Raw genomic sequence first — 24356 nt, forward strand, 5'->3', positions numbered from 1 at the left:
AGGGATTGCCTGATATACTCATTTGTCTTGCTAAATAAGGAGTAAAAGCGCCCATGAATGCCGAAAAATCCCCGGTGGCACACAACGTTGACCACGAAGAGATTGCCAAATTTGAAGCGGTGGCGTCCCGCTGGTGGGATCTCGAAGGTGAGTTCAAACCGCTGCATCGCATTAACCCGCTGCGTCTGGGCTATATCGCGGAGCGTTCCGGCGGTCTGTTCGGTAAGAAAGTGCTCGACGTCGGCTGCGGCGGCGGCATCCTGGCGGAGAGCATGGCGCGCGAAGGGGCCACCGTCACCGGCCTGGACATGGGCTTCGAGCCTCTACAGGTTGCCCGTCTTCATGCGCTGGAGTCCGGTATACAGGTGGAATATGTGCAGGAAACCGTGGAAGAGCACGCGGCAAAACATGCCCACCAGTACGACGTGGTGACCTGCATGGAGATGCTGGAGCACGTTCCGGATCCGCAGTCCGTGGTAAACGCCTGTGCAAAACTGGTGAAGCCGGGCGGCCAGGTCTTCTTCTCGACAATTAACCGCAACGGTAAAGCCTGGCTGATGGCCGTGGTCGGCGCAGAATATGTGCTGCGCATGGTGCCGAAAGGGACGCACGACGTGAAGAAGTTTATCAAGCCTGCCGAACTGCTGGGCTGGGTTGACCAGACGTGGCTTAAGGAGCAGCACATCACGGGCCTGCACTACAACCCGCTAACGGACAAATTCAAACTTGCCCCGGGCGTGGATGTTAACTATATGTTGCATACAACCGCCAAAAACGACTAACGTCATCCATTATTCTTATAATGATTGCGCGACATCATGTTGCGCAATTCTGACCTCCCGTTGAAGAAATCAGCACTCGATCAAATTTTGAATTTTTTTTCTAAATTATTGACATCTCTTCCAGGCCTTACGGTACGAGGACTTACGCTTTTTTACCCTTTCACAACCTCAATTTAACCTCAAAATCAACCCTTGTGCTGAAAAGATTCGATACTAGAATACTCACCATATAGCGTTTTTCTTATCGCAAACCCCCTATATGTAGTATTTATCCACAGAGTTAGTCACAAGACGGATCTGTGGATAAGCGGGGGATATTTTTTATTTCACGGACAGGTAAAACCCACATGAATCAGAGTCTGCTGGTGACAAAGCGCGACGGTACTACCGAGCGTATCAATCTGGACAAAATCCATCGAGTTCTCGACTGGGCAGCAGAAGGACTGAATAACGTATCTATATCCCAGGTTGAACTGCGTTCTCACATTCAGTTCTACGACGGCATCAAAACGTCTGATATCCACGAAACCATTATCAAAGCAGCGGCGGATCTGATCTCCCGCGACGCACCGGATTATCAGTACCTCGCTGCGCGTCTGGCGATTTTCCACCTGCGTAAGAAAGCCTACGGCCAGTTCGAGCCGCCAAAGCTTTACGATCACGTGGTGAAAATGGTTGAGCTGGGCAAATACGACACGCATCTGCTGGAAGACTATACGGAAGAAGAGTTCGAGCAGATGAACGGGTTTATCGATCACTGGCGCGACATGAACTTCTCCTACGCGGCGGTGAAGCAGCTCGAAGGCAAATACCTGGTTCAGAACCGTGTGACCGGTGAGATCTACGAAAGCGCCCAGTTCCTCTATATTCTGGTGGCTGCCTGCCTGTTCTCAAACTACCCGCGCGACACCCGTCTGGACTACGTGAAGCGTTTCTACGATGCGGTATCGACGTTCAAAATTTCTCTGCCAACGCCGATCATGTCTGGCGTGCGCACCCCTACCCGTCAGTTCAGCTCCTGCGTACTGATCGAGTGTGGTGACAGCCTGGATTCCATCAACGCCACCTCCAGCGCCATCGTGAAATACGTCTCCCAGCGTGCCGGTATCGGCATCAACGCCGGTCGCATCCGCGCGCTGGGCAGCCCGATTCGCGGCGGTGAAGCGTTCCACACCGGCTGTATCCCGTTCTATAAGCACTTCCAGACGGCGGTAAAATCCTGCTCTCAGGGCGGCGTGCGCGGCGGCGCAGCGACCCTGTTCTACCCAATGTGGCACCTGGAAGTGGAAAGCCTGCTGGTACTGAAAAACAACCGCGGCGTGGAAGGCAACCGCGTGCGTCACATGGACTACGGCGTGCAGATCAACAAGCTGATGTACACCCGTCTGCTGAAAGGGGAAGACATCACCCTGTTCAGCCCGTCCGACGTCCCGGGCCTGTACGACGCGTTCTTCGCCGATCAGGACGAGTTCGAGCGTCTGTACACCAAATATGAAAAAGACGACAGCATCCGTAAACAGCGCCTGAAGGCGGTAGACCTGTTCTCCCTGATGATGCAGGAGCGCGCCTCTACCGGCCGTATCTACATCCAGAACGTTGACCACTGCAACACCCATAGCCCGTTTGATCCGGCGGTTGCGCCAGTGCGCCAGTCTAACCTGTGCCTGGAGATCGCCCTGCCAACCAAACCGCTGGAAGACGTGAACGACGAAAACGGCGAAATTGCGCTGTGTACGCTGTCCGCATTCAACCTGGGTGCCATCAAGAGCCTGGACGAGCTGGAAGAGCTGGCCGTGCTGGCGGTACGTGCGCTGGATGCCCTACTGGACTACCAGGATTACCCAATCCCGGCCGCTAAACGCGGCGCAATGGGCCGTCGTACCCTGGGTATCGGCGTGATCAACTTCGCCTACTGGCTGGCGAAAAACGGCAAGCGTTACTCCGACGGCAGTGCTAACAACCTGACGCACCAGACGTTCGAAGCGATTCAGTACTACCTGATGAAAGCCTCTAACGAGCTGGCGAAAGAGCAAGGCGCGTGCCCGTGGTTCAACGAAACCACCTATGCAAAAGGCATTCTGCCGATCGACACCTATAAGAAAGACCTGGATGCGATCGTCAGCGAGCCGCTGCACCTGGACTGGGAAGGCCTGCGCGAGTCCATCAAAACGCACGGCCTGCGTAATTCCACGCTCTCTGCCCTGATGCCGTCCGAGACCTCTTCGCAGATCTCCAACGCCACCAACGGTATTGAGCCACCGCGCGGCCACGTCAGCATTAAAGCGTCGAAAGACGGCGTGCTGCGTCAGGTGGTGCCGGATTACGAAACGCTGGGCAACAACTACGAGCTGCTGTGGGAGATGCCAAACAACGACGGCTACCTGCAGCTGGTGGGTATCATGCAGAAGTTTATCGACCAGTCGATCTCTGCCAATACTAACTACGACCCGACGCGCTTCCCGTCCGGCAAGGTACCAATGCAGCAGCTGTTGAAAGACCTGCTGACCGCCTACAAATTTGGCGTGAAAACGCTGTACTATCACAACACCCGTGACGGTGCAGAAGACGCGCAGGACGACCTGGTACCGTCAATTCAGGACGATGGCTGCGAAAGCGGCGCATGTAAGATCTAATGAAGGGCGGGGATATCCCCGCCTTTATTTCGTAAGACAGGACACACTCATGGCATATACCACCTTTTCACAGACGAAAAACGACCAGCTCAAAGAGCCAATGTTCTTCGGCCAGCCGGTCAACGTGGCACGCTACGATCAGCAAAAATATGACATCTTCGAAAAGCTGATTGAAAAGCAACTCTCCTTCTTCTGGCGTCCGGAAGAAGTTGACGTTTCCCGCGACCGTATTGATTACCAGTCGCTGCCGGATCACGAAAAGCATATCTTCATCAGCAATCTGAAGTACCAGACGCTGCTGGACTCCATTCAGGGCCGTAGCCCGAACGTGGCGCTGTTGCCGCTGATCTCGATTCCTGAGCTGGAAACCTGGGTGGAAACCTGGGCGTTCTCCGAGACGATCCACTCCCGCTCTTATACCCACATCATCCGCAACATCGTGAACGATCCGGCGGTGGTGTTTGACGATATCGTCACTAACGAGCAGATCCAGAAGCGCGCGGAAGGCATTGCGCACTACTACGACGAGCTGATCGAGATGACCAGCTACTGGCATCTGCTGGGCGAAGGTACCCACACCGTAAACGGCAAAACCGTTACCGTGAACCTGCGCGCGCTGAAAAAGCAGCTGTACCTCTGCCTGATGAGCGTTAACGCCCTGGAAGCGATCCGCTTCTACGTGAGCTTCGCCTGCTCCTTCGCCTTTGCCGAGCGCAAGCTGATGGAAGGCAACGCCAAAATCATCCGTCTGATCGCTCGTGACGAAGCCCTGCACCTGACCGGCACCCAGCACATGCTGAACCTTCTGCGCAGCGGTACGGACGACCCGGAGATGGCGGAAATCGCCGAAGAGTGCAAGCAGGAGTGCTACGACCTGTTCGTGCTGGCGGCTCAGCAGGAGAAAGAGTGGGCAGACTACCTGTTCCGCGACGGCTCCATGATTGGTCTGAACAAAGATATTCTGTGCCAGTACGTGGAGTACATCACCAACATCCGCATGCAGGCGGTTGGTCTGGACCTGCCGTTCCAGACGCGCTCTAACCCGATTCCGTGGATCAACACCTGGCTGGTATCCGATAACGTGCAGGTTGCGCCGCAGGAAGTGGAAGTGAGCTCTTATCTGGTCGGTCAGATTGATTCTGAAGTCAACACCGACGACCTGAGCGACTTCCAGCTCTGATGACGCGCGTAACGCTGAGCCTTTCTGGCACCCAAGTGCTGTGCCAGGATGAGCACCCTTCCCTTCTGGTGGCGCTTGAAGCGCATCAGGTGGAGGTAGAGTACCAGTGTCGTGAAGGCTATTGCGGCTCCTGCCGCTGCCGTCTGGTCGCAGGCCAGGTGGACTGGCTGACCGAACCGCTGGCCTTTATCAGTGAAGGGGAAATTTTGCCCTGCTGCTGCCGGGCAAAAGGCGATATTGAGATCGAGATGTAAAAAAGGGCCTTACGGCCCTTTTTCTATTTTAAGAACGTCACCGCTTTATCCGGGAAATCCGTAAACAGCCCGTCCACGTCCGCCTGCTTATACAACACCTCGTAAAGCTGATTCACATCGGTGGCATATGGCGGCAGCTGGTCGGCACGCACCGTGTACGGATGCACCTGCATCTTGCTGGCGTGCGCCTCTTTCACCATCGCCGTCAGCTTCACGTGGCCAGGCGTTGAGCCTTCCGCCACCAGCATGTGATAATCCGGCCCGATGCCGTCAGCGTACTGCGCAATCTGCTTCATCGCGCCCGGCTTGAACATCCAGTCGTAGCTGTAGTTCACCCACTTCCCGTCCGGCTGTTTCTCCTGGGTTTCGTTCCAGTCGGTGTAGGCAATCAGCTGCACCAGATTGAGATCCATCCCCATCTTCGGCTCCAGCTCGGTTTTGATGCGCTTCAGCTCGGCTGCGTCAAAACACTGCAGGTAAACTTTGTCCTTCTTGCTGGTGTAGCCGTACTGTTTCAGCACCTCCAGCGTCTTCGCGGCAATGTCCTTCCCTTCCTGATGGTGGAACCACGGCGCTTTGATTTCCGGGTAGATACCGATGTTTTTACCGGTGGAGTGGTTCAGCCCCTGAACAAACTCAATCTCTTCCTGGAAGGTATGGATCCGGAAGTCAGATTTGCCCATCGGGAAACGTCCCGGGTAGACCTGCACCTTCTTGCCGTTTTCAATCTCAAAGCCTTCGGTAAACTTCAGAGAGCGAATTTCATCCAGGGTAAAGTCGATGGCGTAGTAACGACCGTCTTTGCGCGCGCGGTCCGGGAAACGCTCCGCCACGTCCGTGACGCGGTCAAGATAGTGGTCATGCAGGACGACCAGCTGGTCGTCCTTCGTCATCACCAGATCCTGCTCCAGGTAATCCGCGCCCTGGGCATAGGCCATCGCTTTCGCCGGCAGCGTATGCTCCGGCAGATAGCCGCTGGCACCGCGGTGGGCGATAACGATTTTATCCGCCGCCAGGGCAGAGCCTGTCATCAGGCCTGCCAGCAGCAGGCCGGTGGTTAATGGAGTTAATTTCATCGCAATGCTCCTTATTGACGACGCGCCAGCACTTCCGCGTGGTGACGTTTCTCGCCGATCATCACAACAACCAGCAGCAGAACCGCCAGCACGCTGCCGCCGATCATCACCATAAAGCCGCCGTCCCAGCCGAAGAAGTCAACGGTGTAGCCCACGATAGCGCTCGCCGCGACGGAACCGCCGAGGTAGCCAAACAGACCGGTAAAGCCTGCCGCCGTGCCCGCCGCTTTTTTCGGCGCCAGCTCAAGCGCGTGCAGACCGATCAGCATCACCGGGCCGTAAATCAGGAAGCCGATAACGATCATACAGGCCATGTCTACTGATGGGTTACCCGGCGGGTTAAGCCAGTAAACGACAGTCGCGATGGTCACCAGGGTCATAAAGAACACGCCCGTTGCGCCGCGGTTGCCTTTAAACACTTTGTCCGACATCCAGCCGCAAATCAGCGTGCCCGGGATCCCGGCGTATTCATACAGGAAGTACGCCCAGGAGGATTTATCCAGCGCGAAGTGCTTCACCTCTTTCAGGTAGGTCGGGGACCAGTCGAGGATGCCGTAGCGCAGCAGGTATACGAACACGTTCGCCACCGCGATGTACCACAGCAGCTTGTTCGGCAGCACGTACTTCATGAAGATCTGTTTAGCGGTCAGCTCTTCTTCGTGCTTCTCGCTGTAGTCATCCGGATAGTCGTTTTTGTACTCTTCGATTGGCGGCAGCCCGCAGGACTGCGGCGTGTCGCGCATCAGGGCGAAGGCAATAATCGCCACCAGAATAGCACCAAAGGCAGGCATGTAGAGCGCCGCGTGCCAGTCGTTGAACCAGGCCATCCCCAGCAGGAACAGCAGAGGTGGAAGCCCGCCCCCGACGTTATGCGCGCAGTTCCACACCGACACAATGCCGCCACGCTCCTTCTGCGACCACCAGTGCACCATGGTACGTCCGCACGGCGGCCACCCCATCCCCTGGAACCAGCCGCAGAGGAACAGCAGCACGAACATGATGGCAATGCTGGACGTCGCCCACGGCACAAAGCCCATGAACAGCATGACCGCTGCCGCGAGGATCAGACCGGCGGGCAGGAACACGCGCGGATTCGAGCGGTCCGACACGGAACCCATGATGAATTTGGAAAAACCGTAGGCGATGGAGATCCCCGACAGCGCGAAGCCCAGGTCGCCGCGAGAGAAGCCCTGCTCCACCAGATACGGCATGGCGAGCGCAAAGTTTTTACGTACAAGATAGTACGCCGCATACCCGAAGAAGATCCCGAGGAAGATTTGCCAACGCAGACGGCGGTAGAGAGGATCGATCTCTGCCTCTGGCAGTCGCGCCCGATGCGGCGCAGGTTTGAAGATACTGAGCATAACAGCCTCCGTGGCCTTTCAAAAAATGACCAGGCATCTCGCGCCCGGTTACAGAGGCGGGGATGTTAAAAAAACATGCGGTTTGTTACTGTGAATCAACGCACAGATTGTTACAGAAATATGACAGAATGCGCAAAAAAGCGCATGAAATCACGTTTCAGTTTCGAATTTCGCGCGTTTATGTTCGAAATCAAACAAACCACACGATCTATGTGGCTAAATGCTAAAAAAACGAACATAGAGGAAAGGCAATGACAATTCACGATCCACGCTACAGCGATGTGATTATCATTGGCGGTGGCGCAACCGGCGCCGGCATCGCACGCGACTGCGCCCTTCGCGGCTTAAGCGTCACGCTTCTGGAGCGCCACGATATCGCCACCGGCGCGACGGGGCGTAACCACGGCCTGCTGCACAGCGGCGCGCGGTATGCGGTCACCGACGGTGAATCCGCGCGCGAATGCATCGCTGAAAACCAGATCCTCAAGCGTATCGCCCGACACTGCATAGAGCCAACCGACGGCCTCTTTATTACCCTTCCCGAAGATGACCTCGCCTTTCAGTCAACCTTTATAACCGCCTGTACTGCAGCGGGCATTCAGGCGGAGGCCATGGATCCGGCGCTGGCCCGGCGGCTGGAGCCATCGGTGAACCCGACGCTGATCGGCGCGGTGAAGGTGCCTGACGGCACCGTCGATCCGTTCCGCCTGACCGCCGCCAACATGCTGGACGCCCGCGAGCATGGCGCGCGCATTCTGACCGGACATGAAGTGACCGGGCTTATCCGCGAGGGTCATCGCATCTGCGGCGTGCGGGTGTTTGATACGCAGTATAACGAGCACAGCGAGCTGCACGCCGCCGTGGTGGTCAACGCGGCGGGGATCTGGGGCCAGCGCATCGCAGAATACGCCGATTTATCCATCCGCATGTTCCCGGCCAAAGGTTCGCTGCTGATCCTTGACCACCGCATCAATAACCACGTCATCAACCGCTGCCGCAAACCGTCTGACGCCGACATTCTGGTGCCGGGCGACACCATTTCGCTCATCGGTACGACGTCAACGCACGTTGACTACAGCGACATTGACGTCAACCGGGTCACCGCCGAAGAAGTGGATATTCTGCTGCGCGAAGGGGAAAAGCTGGCGCCGGTGATGGCGCAGACGCGTATTCTGCGCGCCTACGCGGGCGTGCGTCCCCTTGTCGCCAGCGATAACGATCCGAGCGGACGTAACGTCAGCCGGGGCATCGTGCTGCTCGATCACGCCGAGCGCGACGGCATGGACGGGTTTATCACCATTACCGGCGGCAAGCTGATGACCTACCGGCTGATGGCCGAGTGGGCGACCGATGCCGTCTGCCGCAAGCTCGGAAATACCGAACCGTGCGTTACCGCAGAACAGCCGTTGCCGGGATCGCGCCAGTCTACCGAAAAAACGCTGCAAAAAATCATCTCCCTGCCCGCGCCGCTGCGCGGTTCGGCCATCTACCGCCACGGCGACAGAACGCCGCAGTGGCTCGGTGAAGGACGACTGAGCCGCAGCCTGGTGTGCGAGTGCGAAGCCGTGACCGCAGGCGAAGTGCAGTACGCGGTAGAGAACCTGACGGTCAACAGCCTGTTGGATCTCCGCCGCCGCACCCGCGTCGGAATGGGGACCTGTCAGGGCGAGCTGTGCGCCTGTCGTGCCGCCGGGCTGCTGCAGCGTTTTCATACCACCACCGCCACCCAGTCGCTCGATCAGCTCAGCGCGTTTTTGAACGAGCGCTGGAAAGGCATTCAGCCTGTCGCCTGGGGCGATGCCCTGCGCGAAAGCGAATTTACCCGCTGGGTCTATCAGGGGCTTTGCGGCCTGGAGAAGGAGCAACACGATGAAATTTGATACCGTAATCGTCGGCGGCGGGCTGGCAGGCTTGCTCTGCGGCATCAAACTCACGAAACAGGGGCTGCGCTGTGCCATTATCACCCGCGGCCAGAGCGCCCTGCACTTCTCGTCGGGATCGCTGGATCTGGTGGACGAAGCGTACCGCGACAGGCTGCCGCCGGAGCACCCCTATCACCTGGTTGGCGCGCAGCATATTGACCGCTTTGCGCTGGAAGCCGAAGCGCTGCTGGCGGGCTGCGGCGCGCGTCTGAAGGGAAGCGCCAGGCAAAATCACCAGCGCATCACGCCGCTCGGCACCCTGCGCTCCGCGTGGCTCAGCCCGGAGGAAGTCCCCGTGGCCCCCGTCAACGCGGGACGAGTGCGGGTGGTGGGTATTAGCGGCTTTCTGGATTTTCAACCCCATCTCGCGGCGGCCTCGCTCTGTCGCCAGGGCATCAACGCCGACACGGCAGAAATAGAGCTGCCCGAGCTGGATATCCTGCGCGATAACCCGAGCGAGTTTCGCGCGGTGAATATCGCCCGTTTTCTGGATAGCGAGGACAAATGGCCGCTGCTGTATGACGCGCTCAGGCCGCTCGGTGAAACCTGCGATGCCCTGTTAATGCCCGCCTGCTTTGGTTTAAACGACAACCGGCTCTGGCGCTGGCTCTCGGATCGTCTGCCCTGCACGCTCGGTTTACTGCCGACGCTTCCCCCTTCCGTACCCGGCATTCGTCTGCACACCCAGCTTCAGCGCCAGTTTGTTGCGCAGGGCGGCGTGTGGATGGCGGGTGACGAGGTGAAAAGAATCACCCTGACCGACGGCGCGGTGAGCGAAATCTGGACGCGCAACCACGAGGATATTCCGCTTCGCGCCCGCTATACGGTGCTGGCGAGCGGGAGCTTTTTCAGCAACGGGCTGCTGAGCAGCCGGGAGGGCATCCGGGAAGCGATTATGGGGCTGGATGTGCGGCAAACCGCTTCCCGCGCGGACTGGTATCAGTGTGATTTCTTCACGCCGCAGCCCTGGCAGCAGTTTGGCGTAATTGTCGATAACCGGCTACATCCGCAGCTTTCCGGTATGCCCGTCGGTAATCTTTTTGCCATCGGCTCGCTGCTGGGCGGATACGATCCGATCCCCCAGGGATGCGGCGGTGGGGTTTGCGCCGTCACGGCGCTGTATGTAGCCGAGCAGATTATCCAGCGCGTGGAGGCTGAACAATGAACGACACCCGTTTCGAAAGCTGCATTAAATGCACGGTCTGTACCACCGTCTGCCCGGTCAGCGGCGTAAACCCGCGCTACCCTGGGCCAAAGCAGGCCGGGCCGGACGGCGAGCGCCTGCGCCTGAAGGACGGCAGGCTGTACGACGAGGCGCTGAAATACTGCATCAACTGCAAGCGCTGCGAGGTCGCCTGCCCGTCGGACGTAAAAATCGGCGACATCATCCAGNACAGCACGCAAAAGCCGACACTGCGCGATGCGATCCTGAGCCATACCGATCTGATGGGCAGCGTCTCCACGCCGTTTGCCCCGCTGGTGAATGCCGCAACCTCACTCAAGCCGGTGCGTCAGCTGCTGGATGCCACGCTTAAAATAGACCATCACCGCAGCCTGCCAAAATATTCTCACGGCACCTTCCGTCGCTGGTATAAAACCGTCGCGGAGCAGCAGGCGCAGTACGACGATCGGGTAGCCTTTTTCCACGGCTGCTATGTGAACTACAACCACCCGCAGCTGGGAAAAGACCTGCTGAAGGTGCTGAACGCCATGGGAACCGGCGTACAGCTGCTTAGCAAAGAGAAGTGCTGCGGCGTGCCGCTGATTGCCAACGGGTTTACCGATAAAGCGCGCAGGCAGGCCAAAAGCAACGTCACCTCCCTGCGCGAAGCGATTGTCGATAAAGGCATGCCGGTGCTGGCGACGTCGTCCACCTGCACCTTCACCCTGCGCGATGAGTATCCGCACCTGCTGGACGTGGATAACGCCGGACTGCGCGAGCACATCGAGCTGGCGACGCGCTTCCTCTGGCGCAAGCTGGACAGCGGAAAGACATTGCCGCTGGGAACATTGCCGCTGAAGGTGGTCTACCACACCCCGTGTCATATGGAGAAAATGGGCTGGTCGCTCTATACGCTGGAGCTGCTGCGGTTAATTCCGGGGCTGGAGCTGACGGTGCTGGATTCGCGCTGCTGCGGCATCGCAGGCACCTACGGCTTTAAGCGTGAAAACTACGAAACCTCGCAGGCAATTGGTGCCCCGCTGTTCCGCCAGATTGAAGAGAGCGGCGCGGATATCGTGGTGACGGACTGCGAAACCTGTAAATGGCAGATTGAGATGTCCACCAGCAAGCGCTGCGAACATCCGATTACCCTGCTGGCGAAAGCGCTGGGCTGAACGTTGCCGGGGCGAAAGGCCCCGGCACAGGCATTACTCAACGAACAGCGACTCGACAACGTTAATCCAGCCGTGCTCGCTGGCGACCTCTTTGCCGTTGAGCCAGCGGCGCAGCATATTCAGCGCCATCATGGCGCACACCTCCTGACGCACCGCCAGGCTGTGGCGGGTGATGCTCATTTTTACCCGCAGCGCCCAGGTGCCTTCCGGCGTCGCCAGCGCGAAGTTGAGGTAATCCTCATCCAGCCCGCCGACAAACAGCGCCAGACCGGCAAAATGCTTCACCCTTCTTTCGGAAGCCCAGCGGGCGGTTTGCGCCAGGGTCTCCTGCTGAAACGGCACCACTTCGCTGGCGAGCAGCGGCGCGTTGACGCGCGACAATTGCAGCGCCAGCAGGCCACCGGTGAACTGCTCGCTTAAGGTCACGCTGAGCTGGCGAGTCTGCAGATGTTTTGCAATCTGCTCAGGCAACCCTTCCGTCCCTTCAAAAATCAGGCTTTCGCCCGCCACGCGCTGCACCTCAGGCCACAGGGCCAGCATCGCCTCTTTCTGCGTGGTCGGTCCTGTTAATTTGAGTTCAATGATCGGCATAGAGGAGCGATAGCCCATGGAGACGCCCGGCGGCAGCGGAAGGTGGTCAAGGCTCTGGGCCAGATCGCTTTCCGAGCGGCCAAAGGTGGTCAGGCGCAGGCACAGCGGAGGTTCAGGCAGGGTAAAACGCTGGCGAAGGCGCGGCAGGATCTGCTGCTCGACCATTACCTTAAATTCGGAGGGCACGCCCGGCGTGAAGAACATCAGGCAGCGGTTCAGCTGCATGGCAAACCCGCATGCGGTACCGACCGGGTTATCAACCAGCTCGGCGCTGGCGGGAATTTCAGCCTGCTTGCGGTTGCTGGGAGCCATAACGCGTCCACGTTCGGAGAAGAAGCGTTCCATCTGCGAAAGCCACGCCTCGTGCAGCACCAGCCCTTCGCCCTTTGCGGTCGCGGCGGCCAGCGCGCTGAGATCGTCACCGGTGGGGCCGAGCCCGCCATTCACGATCAGCACGTCGCACTGTTCGCTACGCTCGCGCAAAATGCTGACCAGGGACTCAAGGTTGTCTCCTACCGTATTGCGGCGCGTTAACGGTAATCCTTGCTCAAAGAAAAGATCGGCAAGCCAGGCAGCATTGGTATCAATAATCTGTCCGTGCAGCACTTCGTCGCCGGTGGATAACATCTCCACGTTAATCATTGTGTTCTCCCGCTTATTTGGTCAAAACACTATAGCGCAAACGCGGGGTGGAGATGAGAGAAACTGGCGCGACGGAACGCCGCGCCGGAACGATTAGAAGCCTGCGCTCACGCCCACGTACGGGCCGTCAGCCAGCGCGTTATCGCGGTTGCCGTCTTTACCGGCCAGGTTCAGATAACGGTAGCCCGCTTCGATGGTAATCGGACGCATGATGGTCCAGCGCGCGCCGGCGTTGGCTTCTTCATAGCTGTCGATGCCGCTGGAGAGGGAATCCGGAGAGTAGTAGTACTCGCCAAACAGGCCGAAGCTGTCGCCAATTTTCCACTGCAGACCGCCGCCCACAGCCGCCGCATACCCTTCATCACCGTCATTTGGGTTGGTGTAGATACCTTTACCGCCAACGGTGGCCAGGAATGGGCCAAGAGGAATATTAAGACCGAGGCCGAGGCTTGCCGCGTCGCCGTCGTCATCGTTGTGCGTCCAGCCGCCGGTCATTGCCAGACCGGAGGTCTCAGTACCCATGCCAAAACCGAGGTGGGTATAGTCCTGACCCGCCGAACCATTAATGCTAATGGCGTTAGCCGCCGCAGATACAACCATCAGGCCGAGGCCCAGTAATGCCACTTTTTTCATTATCGCGATCCTGCATAATTATAGAGAAGTCCCCAAAACCGCGAGATTTTAACCTGAGTCTCCGGGGGATCAAGCACTCTGCGTGCGGCGGACAGGAAGATTGTAACGATTTGAAACCCCAGGCTTTTTTACGTAAGCAGCAGAAAGCGCATTTTGACGCAAAGGCCACCCAGCGTTTCGCTGCGAGTCAGTTGCAAATGGCTGCGGTGCAGCCGGGCGATATCCCCCGCCAGCGCCAGCCCAATCCCGGAACCGGCGGCGTTCCCGACGTTGTCCAGACGGTGGAAAGGCTGCATCGCCTGGTAGATCTGATCCTCTTCAATGCCGGGGCCGCTGTCCTCAACGCTCAGCTCAACGGCGCCGCCATCCACGCGCAGGAAAACGGTCACGGTCCCGCCTGCAGGCGTATATTTAATCGCGTTCTCCAGCAGGTTGGCGCACAGCTCGCCCAGCAGAACGTCATCGCCTTCGATCGTGACCGGCTGCTGTACACCGTCATATCCTAAATCGATCGCCTTGCTCCGCGCCTGCGCCAGCCGGGAAAAGCAGCAGTTCTGCACCACCTGAACCAGATCCACAGGCGTAAAATGACGATCCCCCTGCTCTTTTCCCTTCACCGCTGAAAGCTGCAGCAGCCGCTCGGTGAGCACGATAGTGTCGTCCAGGGTGGCATTCATTGCCCGCAGACTCTCCTGCCACAGGGCGGGATCCTGACGCGCGAGGGCGACGGAGACCTGGGTTTTAAGCACCGCCAGCGGCGTTTTGAGCTGGTGCGACGCATCCGCGTTAAAGCGTTCCTGACGCGAAAGCACGCCGCGCAGCCGGTCGATATAGCGGTTAAAGGCGACTATCAGCAGCCGGGTCTCGGACCAGGGCAGCAGCTCCGGCAGCGGTGCGAGCAGGCCCGGCTCGCGCCGCACCATCAGTGACGAAAGCTGGCGCATTGGGCGCAGCACGCGGCGCAGCAGCCATGCGGTCAGCACCAGCGTCAGCAGCACCAGCAGCCCCTGTGAAACCCAGGATGAAAAGAGCAACTGGCTGGCGAGATAGCGGCGGGACTGGAGCGTCTCGGCGACGTAAATCTCCGCCATGCCAAAAACATTATCTTCATTTACGGGCTGCAGCAGGCGCGCCACCCGAATCGCCTGGCCGCGATATTCGGTGTGGTAAAACCAGGCCAGCGCCGGATAGAGCGTGGTGCGCGACGTCGCAGGCGGCATCTTCGGCAGATCGTCATAGCCGGAGATCACCCGTCCGTCGGGGTCGACCACCTTATAGTAGAGCCGGTCGTTCATGTTGAGCTCAAAGCTGTCGAGCACCACCCAGGGCACGTCCACCGCCAGCCTGCCGTTGCGCACCTCCAGCCGCTCGGAGATGGTGCGGGCAGAGGATAACAGCGTGCGATCGTAGGCCTGCGTGGCCGCCTGCAGCGCGCTAACGTAGCTGTTAAAGGCCGACAATCCCCACAGCAGCAGCAGCGGCAGCCCCAGGAAAAGCAGCAGCTGCAGATAGAGCGACTGCGGCTTAACCCACCTCATCGCCGCACTCCAGCACGTACCCAAGCCCCCGAAGGGTGGTTATCCGCACGCCGCTGCCGGTCAGCTTCTTACGCAGCCGGTGAATATAGAGATCGATGCTTTCAGGGCTGACGTCGTCGTTCAGGCTGAACACCTGGTCGAAAAGCTGCTGTCGTGAAACCGGACGGGTCCGGCGGTGCATCAGCACTTTCAGCAGAGAGAGCTCCCGCGGCGTCAGGGAAAGCGGTTCATCGCGCAGCAGGAAAAAGCCCTCGTCGTCATACTCCAGCTCCCCAAGGCGCTGGCGCTCCTGCGTTCGACCCTCGCTTCGGCGCAACAGGGCGCGCAGACGCGCGTCAAGCTCCTCCAGCTCAAAAGGTTTTGGCAGATAGTCATCTGCCCCGGCGTTCAGTCCCTTCACCCGATCCGCCACGTTGCTGCGGGCGGTAAGAAACAGCACCGGCAGCGTCTGCCCCCGTTTTCTGAGGCGGTGGACCACTTCCAGGCCGTCAAAACCGGGCATGCCGATGTCCAGAATAGCGACCGCGTAGTTTTCACCCTGCAGCAGATGGTCGGCGGCACGTCCGTCGGAGACGCAGTCCACGGCAAAGCCTTCCTGCACCAGCGCTTTCTCCAGCCAGTGAGCCAGCTCACGATTATCTTCTGCGAGTAAGAGACGCATGTCACATCCTGTAAAGTTGGTGTCCCGTTGAAAGGGAAATGAAAGGTTATTGTTTTAACAATCACGCAACGGAACCGCTACAAGGTGGTTCACATAATCAGAAAAAAAGACCCGTACCCCCGGCGTGAGGATAAACGATGAAAAAACAATTACTTTCTACCCTTGCTGCAAGCGTATTGCTGTTGAGTACCTCTGTCGTGCAGGCCCAGGACGCTCCGTCCCGTACCGAATGTATCGCCCCGGCCAAACCGGGCGGCGGTTTCGATCTCACCTGCAAGCTTATTCAGGTCAGCCTGCTGGAGACGAAGGCCATTGAGAAACCGATGCGCGTCACCTACATGCCAGGCGGCGTGGGCGCGGTGGCCTATAACGCGATTGTCGCGCAACGTCCGGCGGAAGCGGGAACGGTGGTGGCCTTCTCCGGCGGCTCGCTGCTGAACCTGTCGCAGGGCAAGTTTGGCCGCTACGGTGTGGACGACGTGCGCTGGCTGGCGACCGTCGGCACCGACTACGGAATGATTGCCGTGCGTGCCGATTCCCCGTGGAAATCCCTGAAAGATCTGCTGACCGCTATGGAAAAAGATCCGAACAGCGTGGTGATTGGCGCAGGGGCGTCTATCGGCAGCCAGGACTGGATGAAAGCGGCCCTTCTCGCCCAGCAGGCGAAGGTTGACCCGCATAAGATGCGCTACGTGGCCTTTGAGGGCGGCGGCGAACCGGTCACGGCGCTGATGGGCAACCACGTTCAGGCTGTTTCCGGCGATCTCAGCGAGATGGTGCCGTACCTGAGCGGGGATAAAATCCGCGTGCTGGCGGTCTTCTCGGAAAACCGTCTGCCGGGCCAGCTGGCGAACGTCCCGACCGCCAAAGAGCAGGGTTATAACCTGGTCTGGCCGATCATCCGCGGCTTCTTCGTCGGGCCAAAAGTGACCGACGCCGAGTACCAGTGGTGGGTCGACGCGTTCAACAAACTCCAGCAGACCGAAGAGTTTAAGAAACAGCGCGATCTGCGCGGACTGTTTGAGTTTAACCTGACCGGTAAGCCACTGGATGAGTACGTAAAAAAACAGGTGAATGACTACCGCGAACAGGCGAAAGCCTTTGGCCTGGCGAAATAACCGGAGGCGCTATGAGCGATCGTATTTTTGCCGGGATATGGCTGCTGCTCTGCGTTGGCGGGATGTTTGTCGCCTGGCAGATCCATAGCGAATACAGCTATGAACCCGTGGGACCCCGTCCCTTCCCGATGGGCATCGTCGGCCTGATGCTGCTCTGCTCGGTGGCGCTGCTGCTTCGCCACCCGGATACCGTCGAGTGGCCGCCGCGCCGCATTCTGCAGCGTCTGCTGGTGATGGTGATTGTCCTGCTGATGTATGCCTGGGGCTTTGAGTGGCTCGGCTTCCCGGTGGCGACCGCCATTTTGACGATGGTCATCGGCATGCTGTTTAACGCCACCCTCCCCGCGGCGGGGATCTCAGGCGTGGTGATGGGGATTTTACTGTGGTACGCCTTTGACCGCCTGCTGGACGTGACGTTACCGCTCGGCGCCTGGCTTAATTAACGGAGCACGCTATGGATACCTGGATTTACCTTTCGCAGGGGTTCGCCGTGGCGATGACCCCGGAAAACCTGGTGATCGCCCTGATCGGCTGTTTCGTGGGCACGATTGTCGGCCTGCTGCCGGGCCTTGGGCCGATCAACGGCGTGGCGATTTTACTCCCGCTGGCGTTTGCCCTGCATCTGCCTGCGGAATCGGCGCTGATCCTGCTGGCAACGGTCTACATCGGCTGTGAATATGGCGGACGCATTTCGTCGATCCTGCTTAACGTGCCGGGGGATGCGGCGGCGATCATGACCGCGCTGGACGGCTACCCAATGGCGCGGCAGGGACGCGGCGGCGTGGCGCTCTCCATCTCTGCGGTCAGTTCATTCTTTGGCTCACTGATTGCCATTGGCGGCATTATTCTGTTCGCTCCTGCGCTGGCCCAGTGGTCGCTGGCGTTTGGTCCGGCAGAATATTTTGCCCTGATGGTGTTCGCCATTGCCTGCCTCGGCAGCATGATGGCGCAAAATCCGCTGAAGTCGTTTTTATCCGCGCTGATTGGCTTAGGGTTAGCCACCGTCGGCGTGGATGCCAACACCGGGGTCTATCGCTTTACCTTCGACAGCGTTCACCTGTCCGATGGCGTGCAGTTCATTGTCGTCGTGATCGGCCTGTTCTCTGTTTCTGAGATCTTACTGATGCTGGAGCATACCAGCAGCGGGCAGACGCTGGTGCGCAAAACCGGCCGGATGCTCTTTAGCGCTAAAGAGGGCGCGCAGTGCATCGGCGCCACGCTGCGCTCGTCGGTGATTGGCTTCTTCGTCGGCATCCTGCCGGGCGCCGGGGCCACTATCGCCAGCGCCATCACCTACATGACCGAGAAGAAGCTCAGCGGCAATAGCGACAGCTTTGGTAAAGGCGATATTCGCGGCGTCGCCGCGCCTGAGGCGGCCAATAACGCCTCGGCCTGCGGCTCGTTTATCCCGATGCTGACCCTGGGCGTGCCGGGATCCGGCACCACGGCGGTGATGATGGGCGCGCTGACGCTCTATAACATTACGCCCGGCCCGGCGATGTTTACCGAGCAGCCTGATATTGTCTGGGGGCTGATTGCCGCGCTGCTGATCGCCAACGTGATGCTGCTGGTGATGAATATCCCGCTGATTGGGCTGTTCACCCGCATGCTGACGATTCCGCTGTGGTTCCTGGTACCCGCCATTGCCGCCGTCTCTGCGGTGGGGGTTTACGCGGTGCACAGCACCACGTTTGACCTGGTGCTGATGGTGGTCCTCGGCGTGTTCGGCTACATCCTGCGAAAAATGCACTTCCCAATGTCTCCGCTGATTTTGGGCTTTGTGCTGGGTGAGATGCTGGAGCAGAACCTGCGCCGCGCCCTGTCCATCAGCAACGGTAATGTGTCGATACTGTGGGACAGCAGCGTCGCGAAGGTTCTGTTAGCTCTCGCGGTCATGGTGATTGTGGTGCCGCCGGTGTTGCGCCTGCTGCGTCGTCGCCAGCGCAAACCGGAGCCGGATATCGGCTAACTATACGGACAGCTGGGCATTGACCCACTGCTTTAACGCCTGGCGGGAGATCTTAATCCCGCCATTTTTTAGCTCAGACGGCAGCACCAGCCAGTGAACGGGCTGCTCAAAGCGCGCCAGCCTGCCCTGTACCCAGGTCGGGAAACGGGTGATATCCGTTCCCGGCTCGCACTCCACCACCGCCACCGGACGCTGTCCAAACTCGGCGTCATCCAGCGGGACGATAAACACCTGGTTAATCTGCGGATGCGCGGCGATAACGCGCTCCAGCGATTCCGGCTGGATCCCCTCTCCACCGCTGAAAAAGAGATTGTCCATGCGGCCTAAAATCGTCAGACGGTCGCCATGCCATTCCCCACGATCGCGAGTGGCAAACCAGCCTTGCGCGTTGGTCAGCGGTATCAGGGCGCCGTCCCGCCAGTAGCCGGAAGCCATGCTCTGCGCTTTGATCCAGACTTCACCGTTAACAACCTGCACCTCTCTGCCCGGCAGCGCACGGCCCACGTCCGGATCGCCGTCAGCCTCTTTTGCGCAGACGGTAGAGGCAAACTCGGTGAGGCCGTAGCCGCAGTACGTCCGAACGCCCTGTTCCCGGGCCTTTTGCGTCAGCGTCACGGGAATGGCCGCCCCGCCGAGCAGCACCGCTTTCAGTGCGATGTGGCTTTCGCTATTCAGGAGACGCCAGAGCTGGGTCGGCACCAGCGAGGCGTGGGTGCAGCCGCGTAGCGCCTGCTCCAGCGGCTGCTTCTCGCGCACGGTTAAGCGCGCACCGGCCTGCAGCCAGCGCCATAAAATCCCCTGGCCGGAAACGTGAAACAGCGGCAGCGAAAGCAGCCAGTCGTCATTATCCCCGTAGGGCATCAGCGACAGCACGCCGAGGGCGCTGGCAAGATGGGCGGCACAGGTATGCACCGCCGCCTTCGGCAGCCCGGTGGAGCCGGAGGTGAGCGTCATGGTGGCCAGCCGCGACGGCTGCCACGCAGCGCAGTACGCATCCGCTGGCTCGCACATGCTCAGGCCGTGAAGGCCGTCGTAGCTGCCGTCCAGCACCAGCGCAAAGCGCAGCGTCATCTGCGGGATCAGCACGTCGAGCAGCGGGCGCGGCAGCTGCGGATTAACGGGAAGAATACGTGCCCCGCACTGAAGCAGCGCCAGCCATGCCAGCAGCGTTTGCGGGTGGTTATAGGCCAGCAGCAGTACGCCGTCGCCCTCCGCCACGCCCTGCTGGTGAAACCCTGCCGCAAGGCGGTCGACGCGCACGCACAACTGCTGCCAGGTGAGCGCTTCATCATTCAGCCTCAGGGCCGGTTTATCGGCAAAAAGCGCGCGCCAGTGACGCCAGGGCCAGTCGGTAAAACTCATAGCAACGGCTCCAGCGCCTCTGCGTCGAGGCACGGCAGCGTGCTGGCAGGCCACTTGCGGAGAAGCTGAGCCTGCATCAGGTTCAGCGTGTCGAGGCCGGGAACCGTGTCCGGCGTTAACCAGGCGGCAATGCGCGCCAGCTGGGTCAGCCCCAGGCTGGACTCTATCGACGAGCTGATCACCGCCGTCAGCCCCAGCGCGTGCGCCGCCGAGACCTGCTCGCGCACCTTCGCCAGGCTGCCGGTTAGCGTCGGCTTAATCACCACCGCGCTGACGCCGGGCTCGGCGACAAATTCAAAATCGTCCTCGCGCAGGCTTTCATCCCAGGCGATGGCGATCCCCGTTTCGCGGGCAAAGGCGCGCGAGTCATCGCGGGTTTTGCACGGTTCTTCGAGGAAGGCAATGCGGCTGCGGTACGCCGGGTTGATGTACCTGGCGAACTGCTGCGCCTTAAGCGGCGTCCACGCGCGGTTGGCATCCAGACGCAGGTGCAGATCGGGGATTGCTTCCAGCAGCAGGTTGGCGACCATGCCGTCACGCACCGCTTCGTAGAGACCGACTTTGATTTTCGCCACTTTCTCGCCCGGCATGGCGGCGAGCAGCGCGAACAGCTCGTCCGGGTCGCCCGTGCAGAGCGGTGCCGCGCGATAGTTAGCTTCTTCCGGCAGGCTACCGTCCAGCTCCGCCAGCGCGCAGCTGATGCCAAAGGCGGCGGAAGGCGCGTCCGGTAACGCCGGGTTTGCGCCCTCACGCCACGCCTTTACCCACGTCAGCAATGCAGACTGCGCCTCATCCAGCGACTCCAGGCTAAAGCCCGGCAGAGGCGAAATCTCGCCCCAGCCTTCCTGCTCGTCCTGCTGAAGATGCACGAAGAAGCCGTCACGGGTTTTTAACCGCCGTTCACGCAGCACCACGCCCGCGTCCATCGGTATCTGCCAGCGGTAAACCTGCGCACGACGCATTACGGGTTCCGTTTGTATTTGCTGAAGTCTGGCTGGCGTTTTTCGTTAAACGCGTTGCGTCCTTCCTGACCCTCTTCGGTCATGTAGAACAGCATGGTGGCGTTACCCGCCAGCTCCTGCAGACCCGCCTGACCGTCACAGTCGGCATTGAGTGCCGCTTTCAGGCAACGCAGCGCCATCGGGCTGTTTTGCAGCATCTCGCGGCACCAGCGCACGGTCTCTTTTTCGAGATCGGCAAGGGGCACCACGGTATTCACCAGGCCCATATCCAGCGCTTCCTGTGCGTTGTACTGGCGGCACAGGAACCAGATTTCGCGAGCTTTTTTCTGCCCGACGATGCGCGCCATATAAGAGGCACCCCAGCCGCCGTCGAAGGAGCCCACTTTCGGGCCGGTCTGGCCGAAGATGGCGTTTTCAGCAGCAATGGTCAGGTCGCACATCATGTGCAGCACGTGGCCGCCGCCGATGGAGTAGCCCGCCACCATCGCGACAACCGGTTTCGGGCAGGTGCGGATCTGGCGCTGGAAATCGAGGACATTCAGGTGGTGCGTACCCGCATCGTCCTGGTATCCGCCGTAGTCGCCGCGCACCTTCTGATCGCCACCGGAGCAGAAGGCCTTCTCGCCTTCACCGGTCAGCACGATCACGCCGATATTGTCGTCGTAGCGCGCATCCGCCAGGGCCTGAATCATCTCTTTGACGGTCAGCGGACGGAAGGCGTTACGCACCTGCGGACGGTTGATGGTGATTTTGGCAATGCCGTCGGCGGATTTGTGGTAACGAATGTCGGTGTAGCCTTCGGAGCAGTCCTGCCATTCAACCGGCGCATAAAGCATGTGTTCATCAGGATAGATCATAGAGTGTCCTTTATTCGAAGACGCAGTATCTGAGCCAGACTCGCGGCAACCGCGTCGGGATTTTCCCGGTGAGCGTTGTGTCCGGCGTTTGGAATCGCATGGCGAACGGCGTCCAGTTCAGCGGCCAGGGCCGCGAACTTCTTGTCACGTTCACCGTAGATATAGTCAAAAGGGAAATTGCATACGCTAATCGCGGCACGCAAATCGGGCTGCACGGCCAGCGACGTTGCTTCAAGCATCTTCGCCAGCGTCGCGCCGTTGTTCTGGCTGCGCAGGGCAATAAGCGCCTTGCGCTGGTGGTCAGTGAGGGAAGCAAATACCGGCTGTTGATACCAGTCGGTAAAGACCTTTTCCAGCGGTTCGGTGCGAAAACGCGTCGCCCAGCGGCGGTCGGATGTCCACCGCGCGTGACGCTCATCCTCATCAAGCAGGCCCGGATGTCCACCTTCAACGATCACCCCCAGCAGCCCCTTTGGCTGCTGGCAGGCATGAAACATCGCAACGCGGCCGCCGAGGGAGTACCCCACCAGCCAGTAGTCCAGTATGTTGTAACTAAGCAGGGTTCGGGTAAGTAACGTGCTCATCTCGTCGAACCCCGTCACGGCAATATTCCCGGACTCACCGTGGCCCGGCAGGTCAAGATAGAGCCGGGAATACTCGCCAAGTTGCTTCCCGACAGCCTGCCACTCGCGGCAGTCGCCGGAAAAACCGTGCAAAAAGACCAGCCAGGGATAGCCTGCTTTTCCGGCCTGCTGCACGCCCGAGAGGATCACAGCTGGCTCACCTGCGCCAGCAGGCTTTGCAGGGTCTGCGCGCCATCGGCCTCGTTCACCACCAGCTCAATCAGCGTCGCGCCCGGCTGCTTCCAGGCGGTGCTTAACGCCGCTTCCAGCTGTTCCCAGCTTTCCGGGCGATGGTATTTCAGGCTGAACATCGCCGCGGCGTGTTCAAACTGCACGTTCTGCGGCATCAGGTAGAAGCGCTCGCGCTCGCTCTGGGGCGTTGGCAACAGGGAGAAAATCTGCCCGCCGTTGTTGTTGACCACAATCAGCACAAACGGCGCGGACGCCTGACGCAGTAGCGCCAGCGCGTTAAGATCGTAGAGCGCGGAGAGATCGCCCACGATCGCCAGCGTCGATTTCGCGCTGGCGCGCTGCACCCCCGCCGCCGTCGAGATCAGCCCGTCGATGCCGCTGGCACCGCGGTTGCTGTACACCGGGTAGCCCGCCGGCAGCTGCGAAAAGGCATCGATCAGCCGCACGACCAGGCTGTTGCCGACAAACAGCTGCCCCTGTTCCGGCAGGTATTGGCGAATACGGTGCGCCAGCCCGGCCTCGCTGAATGTCTCACAGCGCGCTTTGGTGATTTCCCACGCCTGACGCGACAGCTCAGGGATCGCCACCGCCCAGGGCTGACGTTTTTCCGCCGGGTGCAGTTCCAGCCAGCTATCAATTTTGCTCACCAGACGACGGCCGCGATGGTGCGCCGGGTCAAGCCGCCCTTCCAGCGCGTCCACCACCCAGTACTCTTCCGGCGTGCAGGTCGCCTGCCACTGCAGCAGACGTTTTCCGGTCAGGCTTGCGCCGATCTGGACCACAATCTGCGCCTGCGAAAGCTCAGTAACCGCTTTCGCGTTACCCAGCCAGAGATCGGCGCATGGCAGCGGCTGGCCGGTCTGGGAAAGCACGTCGCCAATCAGCGGCCAGCCGAGGATTTGCGCCCATTCGGCGACCAGCCTGCCTTCGGCGGCGCTCATGCGCCCGGCGATGACCACGCCTCGCTTCTGCCGCCAGAAGAACCAGTCGCGCTGTTTCGCGCTCTCAAGATGCGTCTGCTCGCGCAGCCACGGCTTTTCGCTCTGCCACCATTCGCCGAGCGACCGCTGCCAGTCAAGGCCGGTATCGTCCAGCTCGCCGTACAGCGGCTCGGCAAACGGGCAGTTGATATGCAGCGCCCCGCTGCGCAATGTCGCCATGGCGTGATCGACGGTGGAGACCAGCCAGCTTGCAGGAATATCCTGGGTGGGACGCGGTAACGAAACCGTCTGCGAAGGGTGCGTAGAAAAAAGTCCGGGCTGGCGAATGGCCTGATTGGCGCCGCAGTCGATTAGCTCAGGCGGACGGTCGGCCGTCAGCAGGATCAGTTTTTCACCGGTTAACCCGGCTTCAATCAGGGCCGGATAGAGGTTCGCCACGGCGGTACCGGAAGTGACAATCACCGCCACGGGTTCTTTGCTGACCTTCGCCAGCCCGAGCGCGAGATGTCCCAGACCTCGCTCGTCAAAGTGGGTGTGGTGAACAAACGCCCGGTTTTCAGCCGCCGCCAGCGTCAGCGGCGTTGAGCGAGAACCCGGTGCAATACACACGTGCCTGACGCCATGGCGCGTCAGGGCTTCAAGGATCACCGCCGCCCAGCGTCGGTTAAAAGAACTTACTGACATGAGATTGTCCGGTATCAAGAATGCGACACAGTATA

General features: G+C 59.8%; 21 protein-coding genes. 10 read left to right on the forward strand and 11 right to left on the reverse strand.

Going from position 1 to position 24356, the window contains the following annotated elements:
• Positions 1-53 precede the first annotated feature (53 nt).
• From ubiG to yfaE, 4 genes are all read left to right on the forward strand, one after another.
• Positions 54-782, forward strand: a complete 729-nt coding sequence (ubiG, locus tag ACTJI7_RS09610) for a bifunctional 2-polyprenyl-6-hydroxyphenol methylase/3-demethylubiquinol 3-O-methyltransferase UbiG (RefSeq protein WP_020690665.1) — start codon at positions 54-56, stop codon at positions 780-782.
• 347 nt (positions 783-1129) lie between these two features.
• Positions 1130-3415: a class 1a ribonucleoside-diphosphate reductase subunit alpha gene (gene nrdA / locus ACTJI7_RS09615; RefSeq protein WP_028013905.1), complete on the forward strand. Its 2286-nt coding sequence runs from the start codon at positions 1130-1132 to the stop codon at positions 3413-3415.
• Between the two features lie 49 nt (positions 3416-3464).
• Positions 3465-4595 carry a class Ia ribonucleoside-diphosphate reductase subunit beta gene (gene nrdB / locus ACTJI7_RS09620; RefSeq protein ID WP_045629882.1) on the forward strand — a complete coding sequence of 377 codons (1131 nt, stop codon included), beginning with the start codon at positions 3465-3467 and terminating at the stop codon, positions 4593-4595.
• A complete protein-coding gene (yfaE, locus tag ACTJI7_RS09625) occupies positions 4595-4849 on the forward strand; it encodes a class I ribonucleotide reductase maintenance protein YfaE (RefSeq protein WP_088204780.1) in 255 nt (84 codons plus the stop codon). The genes nrdB and yfaE overlap by 1 nt, the downstream gene beginning before the upstream one ends.
• A 23-nt stretch (positions 4850-4872) precedes the next feature.
• Here the strand turns inward: yfaE and glpQ are convergent, their stop codons facing one another.
• Both glpQ and glpT read right to left on the reverse strand, forming a co-directional pair.
• On the reverse strand, positions 4873-5925 hold the full coding sequence (glpQ, locus tag ACTJI7_RS09630) for a glycerophosphodiester phosphodiesterase (RefSeq protein WP_041908960.1): 1053 nt from the start codon (positions 5923-5925) through the stop codon (positions 4873-4875).
• 11 nt (positions 5926-5936) lie between these two features.
• The gene (gene glpT, locus ACTJI7_RS09635) at positions 5937-7289 is read right to left on the reverse strand and encodes a glycerol-3-phosphate transporter (protein WP_028013908.1); all 1353 of its coding nucleotides are present in this window, start codon (positions 7287-7289) and stop codon (positions 5937-5939) included.
• A gap of 251 nt (positions 7290-7540) precedes the next feature.
• Between glpT and glpA the strand changes: the two genes are divergently transcribed.
• The 3 genes from glpA to glpC are packed head-to-tail and all read left to right on the forward strand — an operon-like array spanning position 7541 to position 11548.
• Positions 7541-9169: an anaerobic glycerol-3-phosphate dehydrogenase subunit A gene (gene glpA, locus ACTJI7_RS09640; RefSeq protein ID WP_028013909.1), complete on the forward strand. Its 1629-nt coding sequence runs from the start codon at positions 7541-7543 to the stop codon at positions 9167-9169.
• Positions 9159-10376: a glycerol-3-phosphate dehydrogenase subunit GlpB gene (gene glpB / locus ACTJI7_RS09645; protein ID WP_440670164.1), complete on the forward strand. Its 1218-nt coding sequence runs from the start codon at positions 9159-9161 to the stop codon at positions 10374-10376. Before glpA ends, glpB begins: the two co-directional genes overlap by 11 nt.
• Positions 10373-11548: an anaerobic glycerol-3-phosphate dehydrogenase subunit GlpC gene (gene glpC / locus ACTJI7_RS09650; protein ID WP_440705158.1), complete on the forward strand. Its 1176-nt coding sequence runs from the start codon at positions 10373-10375 to the stop codon at positions 11546-11548. The genes glpB and glpC overlap by 4 nt, the downstream gene beginning before the upstream one ends.
• Positions 11549-11581: 33 nt before the next feature.
• Here glpC and ACTJI7_RS09655 read toward each other — a convergent pair whose 3' ends face one another.
• The 4 genes from ACTJI7_RS09655 to tctD form a co-directional block, all read right to left on the reverse strand.
• Positions 11582-12781: a nicotinamide mononucleotide deamidase-related protein YfaY gene (locus tag ACTJI7_RS09655; RefSeq protein WP_440670160.1), complete on the reverse strand. Its 1200-nt coding sequence runs from the start codon at positions 12779-12781 to the stop codon at positions 11582-11584.
• Between the two features lie 93 nt (positions 12782-12874).
• A complete protein-coding gene (locus ACTJI7_RS09660) occupies positions 12875-13414 on the reverse strand; it encodes a YfaZ family outer membrane protein (protein ID WP_047367983.1) in 540 nt (179 codons plus the stop codon).
• Positions 13415-13542: 128 nt separating this feature from the next.
• Positions 13543-14952: a sensor histidine kinase gene (locus tag ACTJI7_RS09665; protein WP_059355181.1), complete on the reverse strand. Its 1410-nt coding sequence runs from the start codon at positions 14950-14952 to the stop codon at positions 13543-13545.
• Positions 14939-15613 carry a transcriptional regulator TctD gene (gene tctD, locus ACTJI7_RS09670; RefSeq protein WP_028013915.1) on the reverse strand — a complete coding sequence of 225 codons (675 nt, stop codon included), beginning with the start codon at positions 15611-15613 and terminating at the stop codon, positions 14939-14941. The genes ACTJI7_RS09665 and tctD overlap by 14 nt, the downstream gene beginning before the upstream one ends.
• Before the next feature lie 137 nt (positions 15614-15750).
• Between tctD and ACTJI7_RS09675 the strand changes: the two genes are divergently transcribed.
• The 3 genes from ACTJI7_RS09675 to ACTJI7_RS09685 are packed head-to-tail and all read left to right on the forward strand — an operon-like array spanning position 15751 to position 18700.
• Positions 15751-16731 carry a Bug family tripartite tricarboxylate transporter substrate binding protein gene (locus ACTJI7_RS09675; RefSeq protein WP_047363034.1) on the forward strand — a complete coding sequence of 327 codons (981 nt, stop codon included), beginning with the start codon at positions 15751-15753 and terminating at the stop codon, positions 16729-16731.
• 11 nt (positions 16732-16742) lie between these two features.
• A complete protein-coding gene (locus ACTJI7_RS09680) occupies positions 16743-17174 on the forward strand; it encodes a tripartite tricarboxylate transporter TctB family protein (RefSeq protein ID WP_014884622.1) in 432 nt (143 codons plus the stop codon).
• Positions 17175-17185: 11 nt separating this feature from the next.
• Positions 17186-18700 carry a tripartite tricarboxylate transporter permease gene (locus tag ACTJI7_RS09685; RefSeq protein WP_041908947.1) on the forward strand — a complete coding sequence of 505 codons (1515 nt, stop codon included), beginning with the start codon at positions 17186-17188 and terminating at the stop codon, positions 18698-18700.
• On the opposite strand, the gene menE is transcribed toward ACTJI7_RS09685, so the two are convergent.
• Genes menE through menD form a run of 5 tightly spaced genes read right to left on the reverse strand, consistent with a single transcriptional unit; the run spans position 18701 to position 24321 of the window.
• Positions 18701-20062 carry an o-succinylbenzoate--CoA ligase gene (gene menE, locus ACTJI7_RS09690; RefSeq protein WP_440670157.1) on the reverse strand — a complete coding sequence of 454 codons (1362 nt, stop codon included), beginning with the start codon at positions 20060-20062 and terminating at the stop codon, positions 18701-18703.
• On the reverse strand, positions 20059-21024 hold the full coding sequence (gene menC / locus ACTJI7_RS09695) for an o-succinylbenzoate synthase (protein WP_440670155.1): 966 nt from the start codon (positions 21022-21024) through the stop codon (positions 20059-20061). Before menC ends, menE begins: the two co-directional genes overlap by 4 nt.
• The gene (gene menB / locus ACTJI7_RS09700; protein WP_045351809.1) at positions 21024-21881 is read right to left on the reverse strand and encodes a 1,4-dihydroxy-2-naphthoyl-CoA synthase; all 858 of its coding nucleotides are present in this window, start codon (positions 21879-21881) and stop codon (positions 21024-21026) included. The genes menC and menB overlap by 1 nt, the downstream gene beginning before the upstream one ends.
• On the reverse strand, positions 21878-22654 hold the full coding sequence (gene menH / locus ACTJI7_RS09705) for a 2-succinyl-6-hydroxy-2,4-cyclohexadiene-1-carboxylate synthase (protein ID WP_192979347.1): 777 nt from the start codon (positions 22652-22654) through the stop codon (positions 21878-21880). Before menH ends, menB begins: the two co-directional genes overlap by 4 nt.
• The gene (gene menD, locus ACTJI7_RS09710; RefSeq protein ID WP_192979346.1) at positions 22651-24321 is read right to left on the reverse strand and encodes a 2-succinyl-5-enolpyruvyl-6-hydroxy-3-cyclohexene-1-carboxylic-acid synthase; all 1671 of its coding nucleotides are present in this window, start codon (positions 24319-24321) and stop codon (positions 22651-22653) included. The genes menH and menD overlap by 4 nt, the downstream gene beginning before the upstream one ends.
• Positions 24322-24356: the final 35 nt, after the last annotated feature.

The sequence above is a fragment of the Enterobacter sp. 22499 genome (assembly GCF_052044815.1).
In the GTDB taxonomy this organism is placed as follows: Bacteria; Pseudomonadota; Gammaproteobacteria; order Enterobacterales; family Enterobacteriaceae; genus Enterobacter; species Enterobacter bugandensis.

Excerpts from the sequence above, each read along its gene's own strand:
- ACTJI7_RS09680 (WP_014884622.1), top strand. The coding sequence starts at position 16,743 with ATGAGCGATCGTATTTTTGCCGGGATATGGCTGCTGCTCTGCGTTGGC.
- ACTJI7_RS09675 (WP_047363034.1), top strand. The coding sequence starts at position 15,751 with ATGAAAAAACAATTACTTTCTACCCTTGCTGCAAGCGTATTGCTGTTG.
- glpA (WP_028013909.1), top strand. The coding sequence starts at position 7,541 with ATGACAATTCACGATCCACGCTACAGCGATGTGATTATCATTGGCGGT.
- tctD (WP_028013915.1), bottom strand. The coding sequence starts at position 15,613 with ATGCGTCTCTTACTCGCAGAAGATAATCGTGAGCTGGCTCACTGGCTG.
- glpT (WP_028013908.1), bottom strand. The coding sequence starts at position 7,289 with ATGCTCAGTATCTTCAAACCTGCGCCGCATCGGGCGCGACTGCCAGAG.
- ACTJI7_RS09660 (WP_047367983.1), bottom strand. The coding sequence starts at position 13,414 with ATGAAAAAAGTGGCATTACTGGGCCTCGGCCTGATGGTTGTATCTGCG.
- ACTJI7_RS09655 (WP_440670160.1), bottom strand. The coding sequence starts at position 12,781 with ATGATTAACGTGGAGATGTTATCCACCGGCGACGAAGTGCTGCACGGA.
- ACTJI7_RS09685 (WP_041908947.1), top strand. The coding sequence starts at position 17,186 with ATGGATACCTGGATTTACCTTTCGCAGGGGTTCGCCGTGGCGATGACC.
- ACTJI7_RS09665 (WP_059355181.1), bottom strand. The coding sequence starts at position 14,952 with ATGAGGTGGGTTAAGCCGCAGTCGCTCTATCTGCAGCTGCTGCTTTTC.
- glpQ (WP_041908960.1), bottom strand. The coding sequence starts at position 5,925 with ATGAAATTAACTCCATTAACCACCGGCCTGCTGCTGGCAGGCCTGATG.
- menC (WP_440670155.1), bottom strand. The coding sequence starts at position 21,024 with ATGCGTCGTGCGCAGGTTTACCGCTGGCAGATACCGATGGACGCGGGC.
- yfaE (WP_088204780.1), top strand. The coding sequence starts at position 4,595 with ATGACGCGCGTAACGCTGAGCCTTTCTGGCACCCAAGTGCTGTGCCAG.
- glpB (WP_440670164.1), top strand. The coding sequence starts at position 9,159 with ATGAAATTTGATACCGTAATCGTCGGCGGCGGGCTGGCAGGCTTGCTC.
- menD (WP_192979346.1), bottom strand. The coding sequence starts at position 24,321 with ATGTCAGTAAGTTCTTTTAACCGACGCTGGGCGGCGGTGATCCTTGAA.
- nrdB (WP_045629882.1), top strand. The coding sequence starts at position 3,465 with ATGGCATATACCACCTTTTCACAGACGAAAAACGACCAGCTCAAAGAG.
- ubiG (WP_020690665.1), top strand. The coding sequence starts at position 54 with ATGAATGCCGAAAAATCCCCGGTGGCACACAACGTTGACCACGAAGAG.
- menE (WP_440670157.1), bottom strand. The coding sequence starts at position 20,062 with ATGAGTTTTACCGACTGGCCCTGGCGTCACTGGCGCGCGCTTTTTGCC.
- nrdA (WP_028013905.1), top strand. The coding sequence starts at position 1,130 with ATGAATCAGAGTCTGCTGGTGACAAAGCGCGACGGTACTACCGAGCGT.
- menB (WP_045351809.1), bottom strand. The coding sequence starts at position 21,881 with ATGATCTATCCTGATGAACACATGCTTTATGCGCCGGTTGAATGGCAG.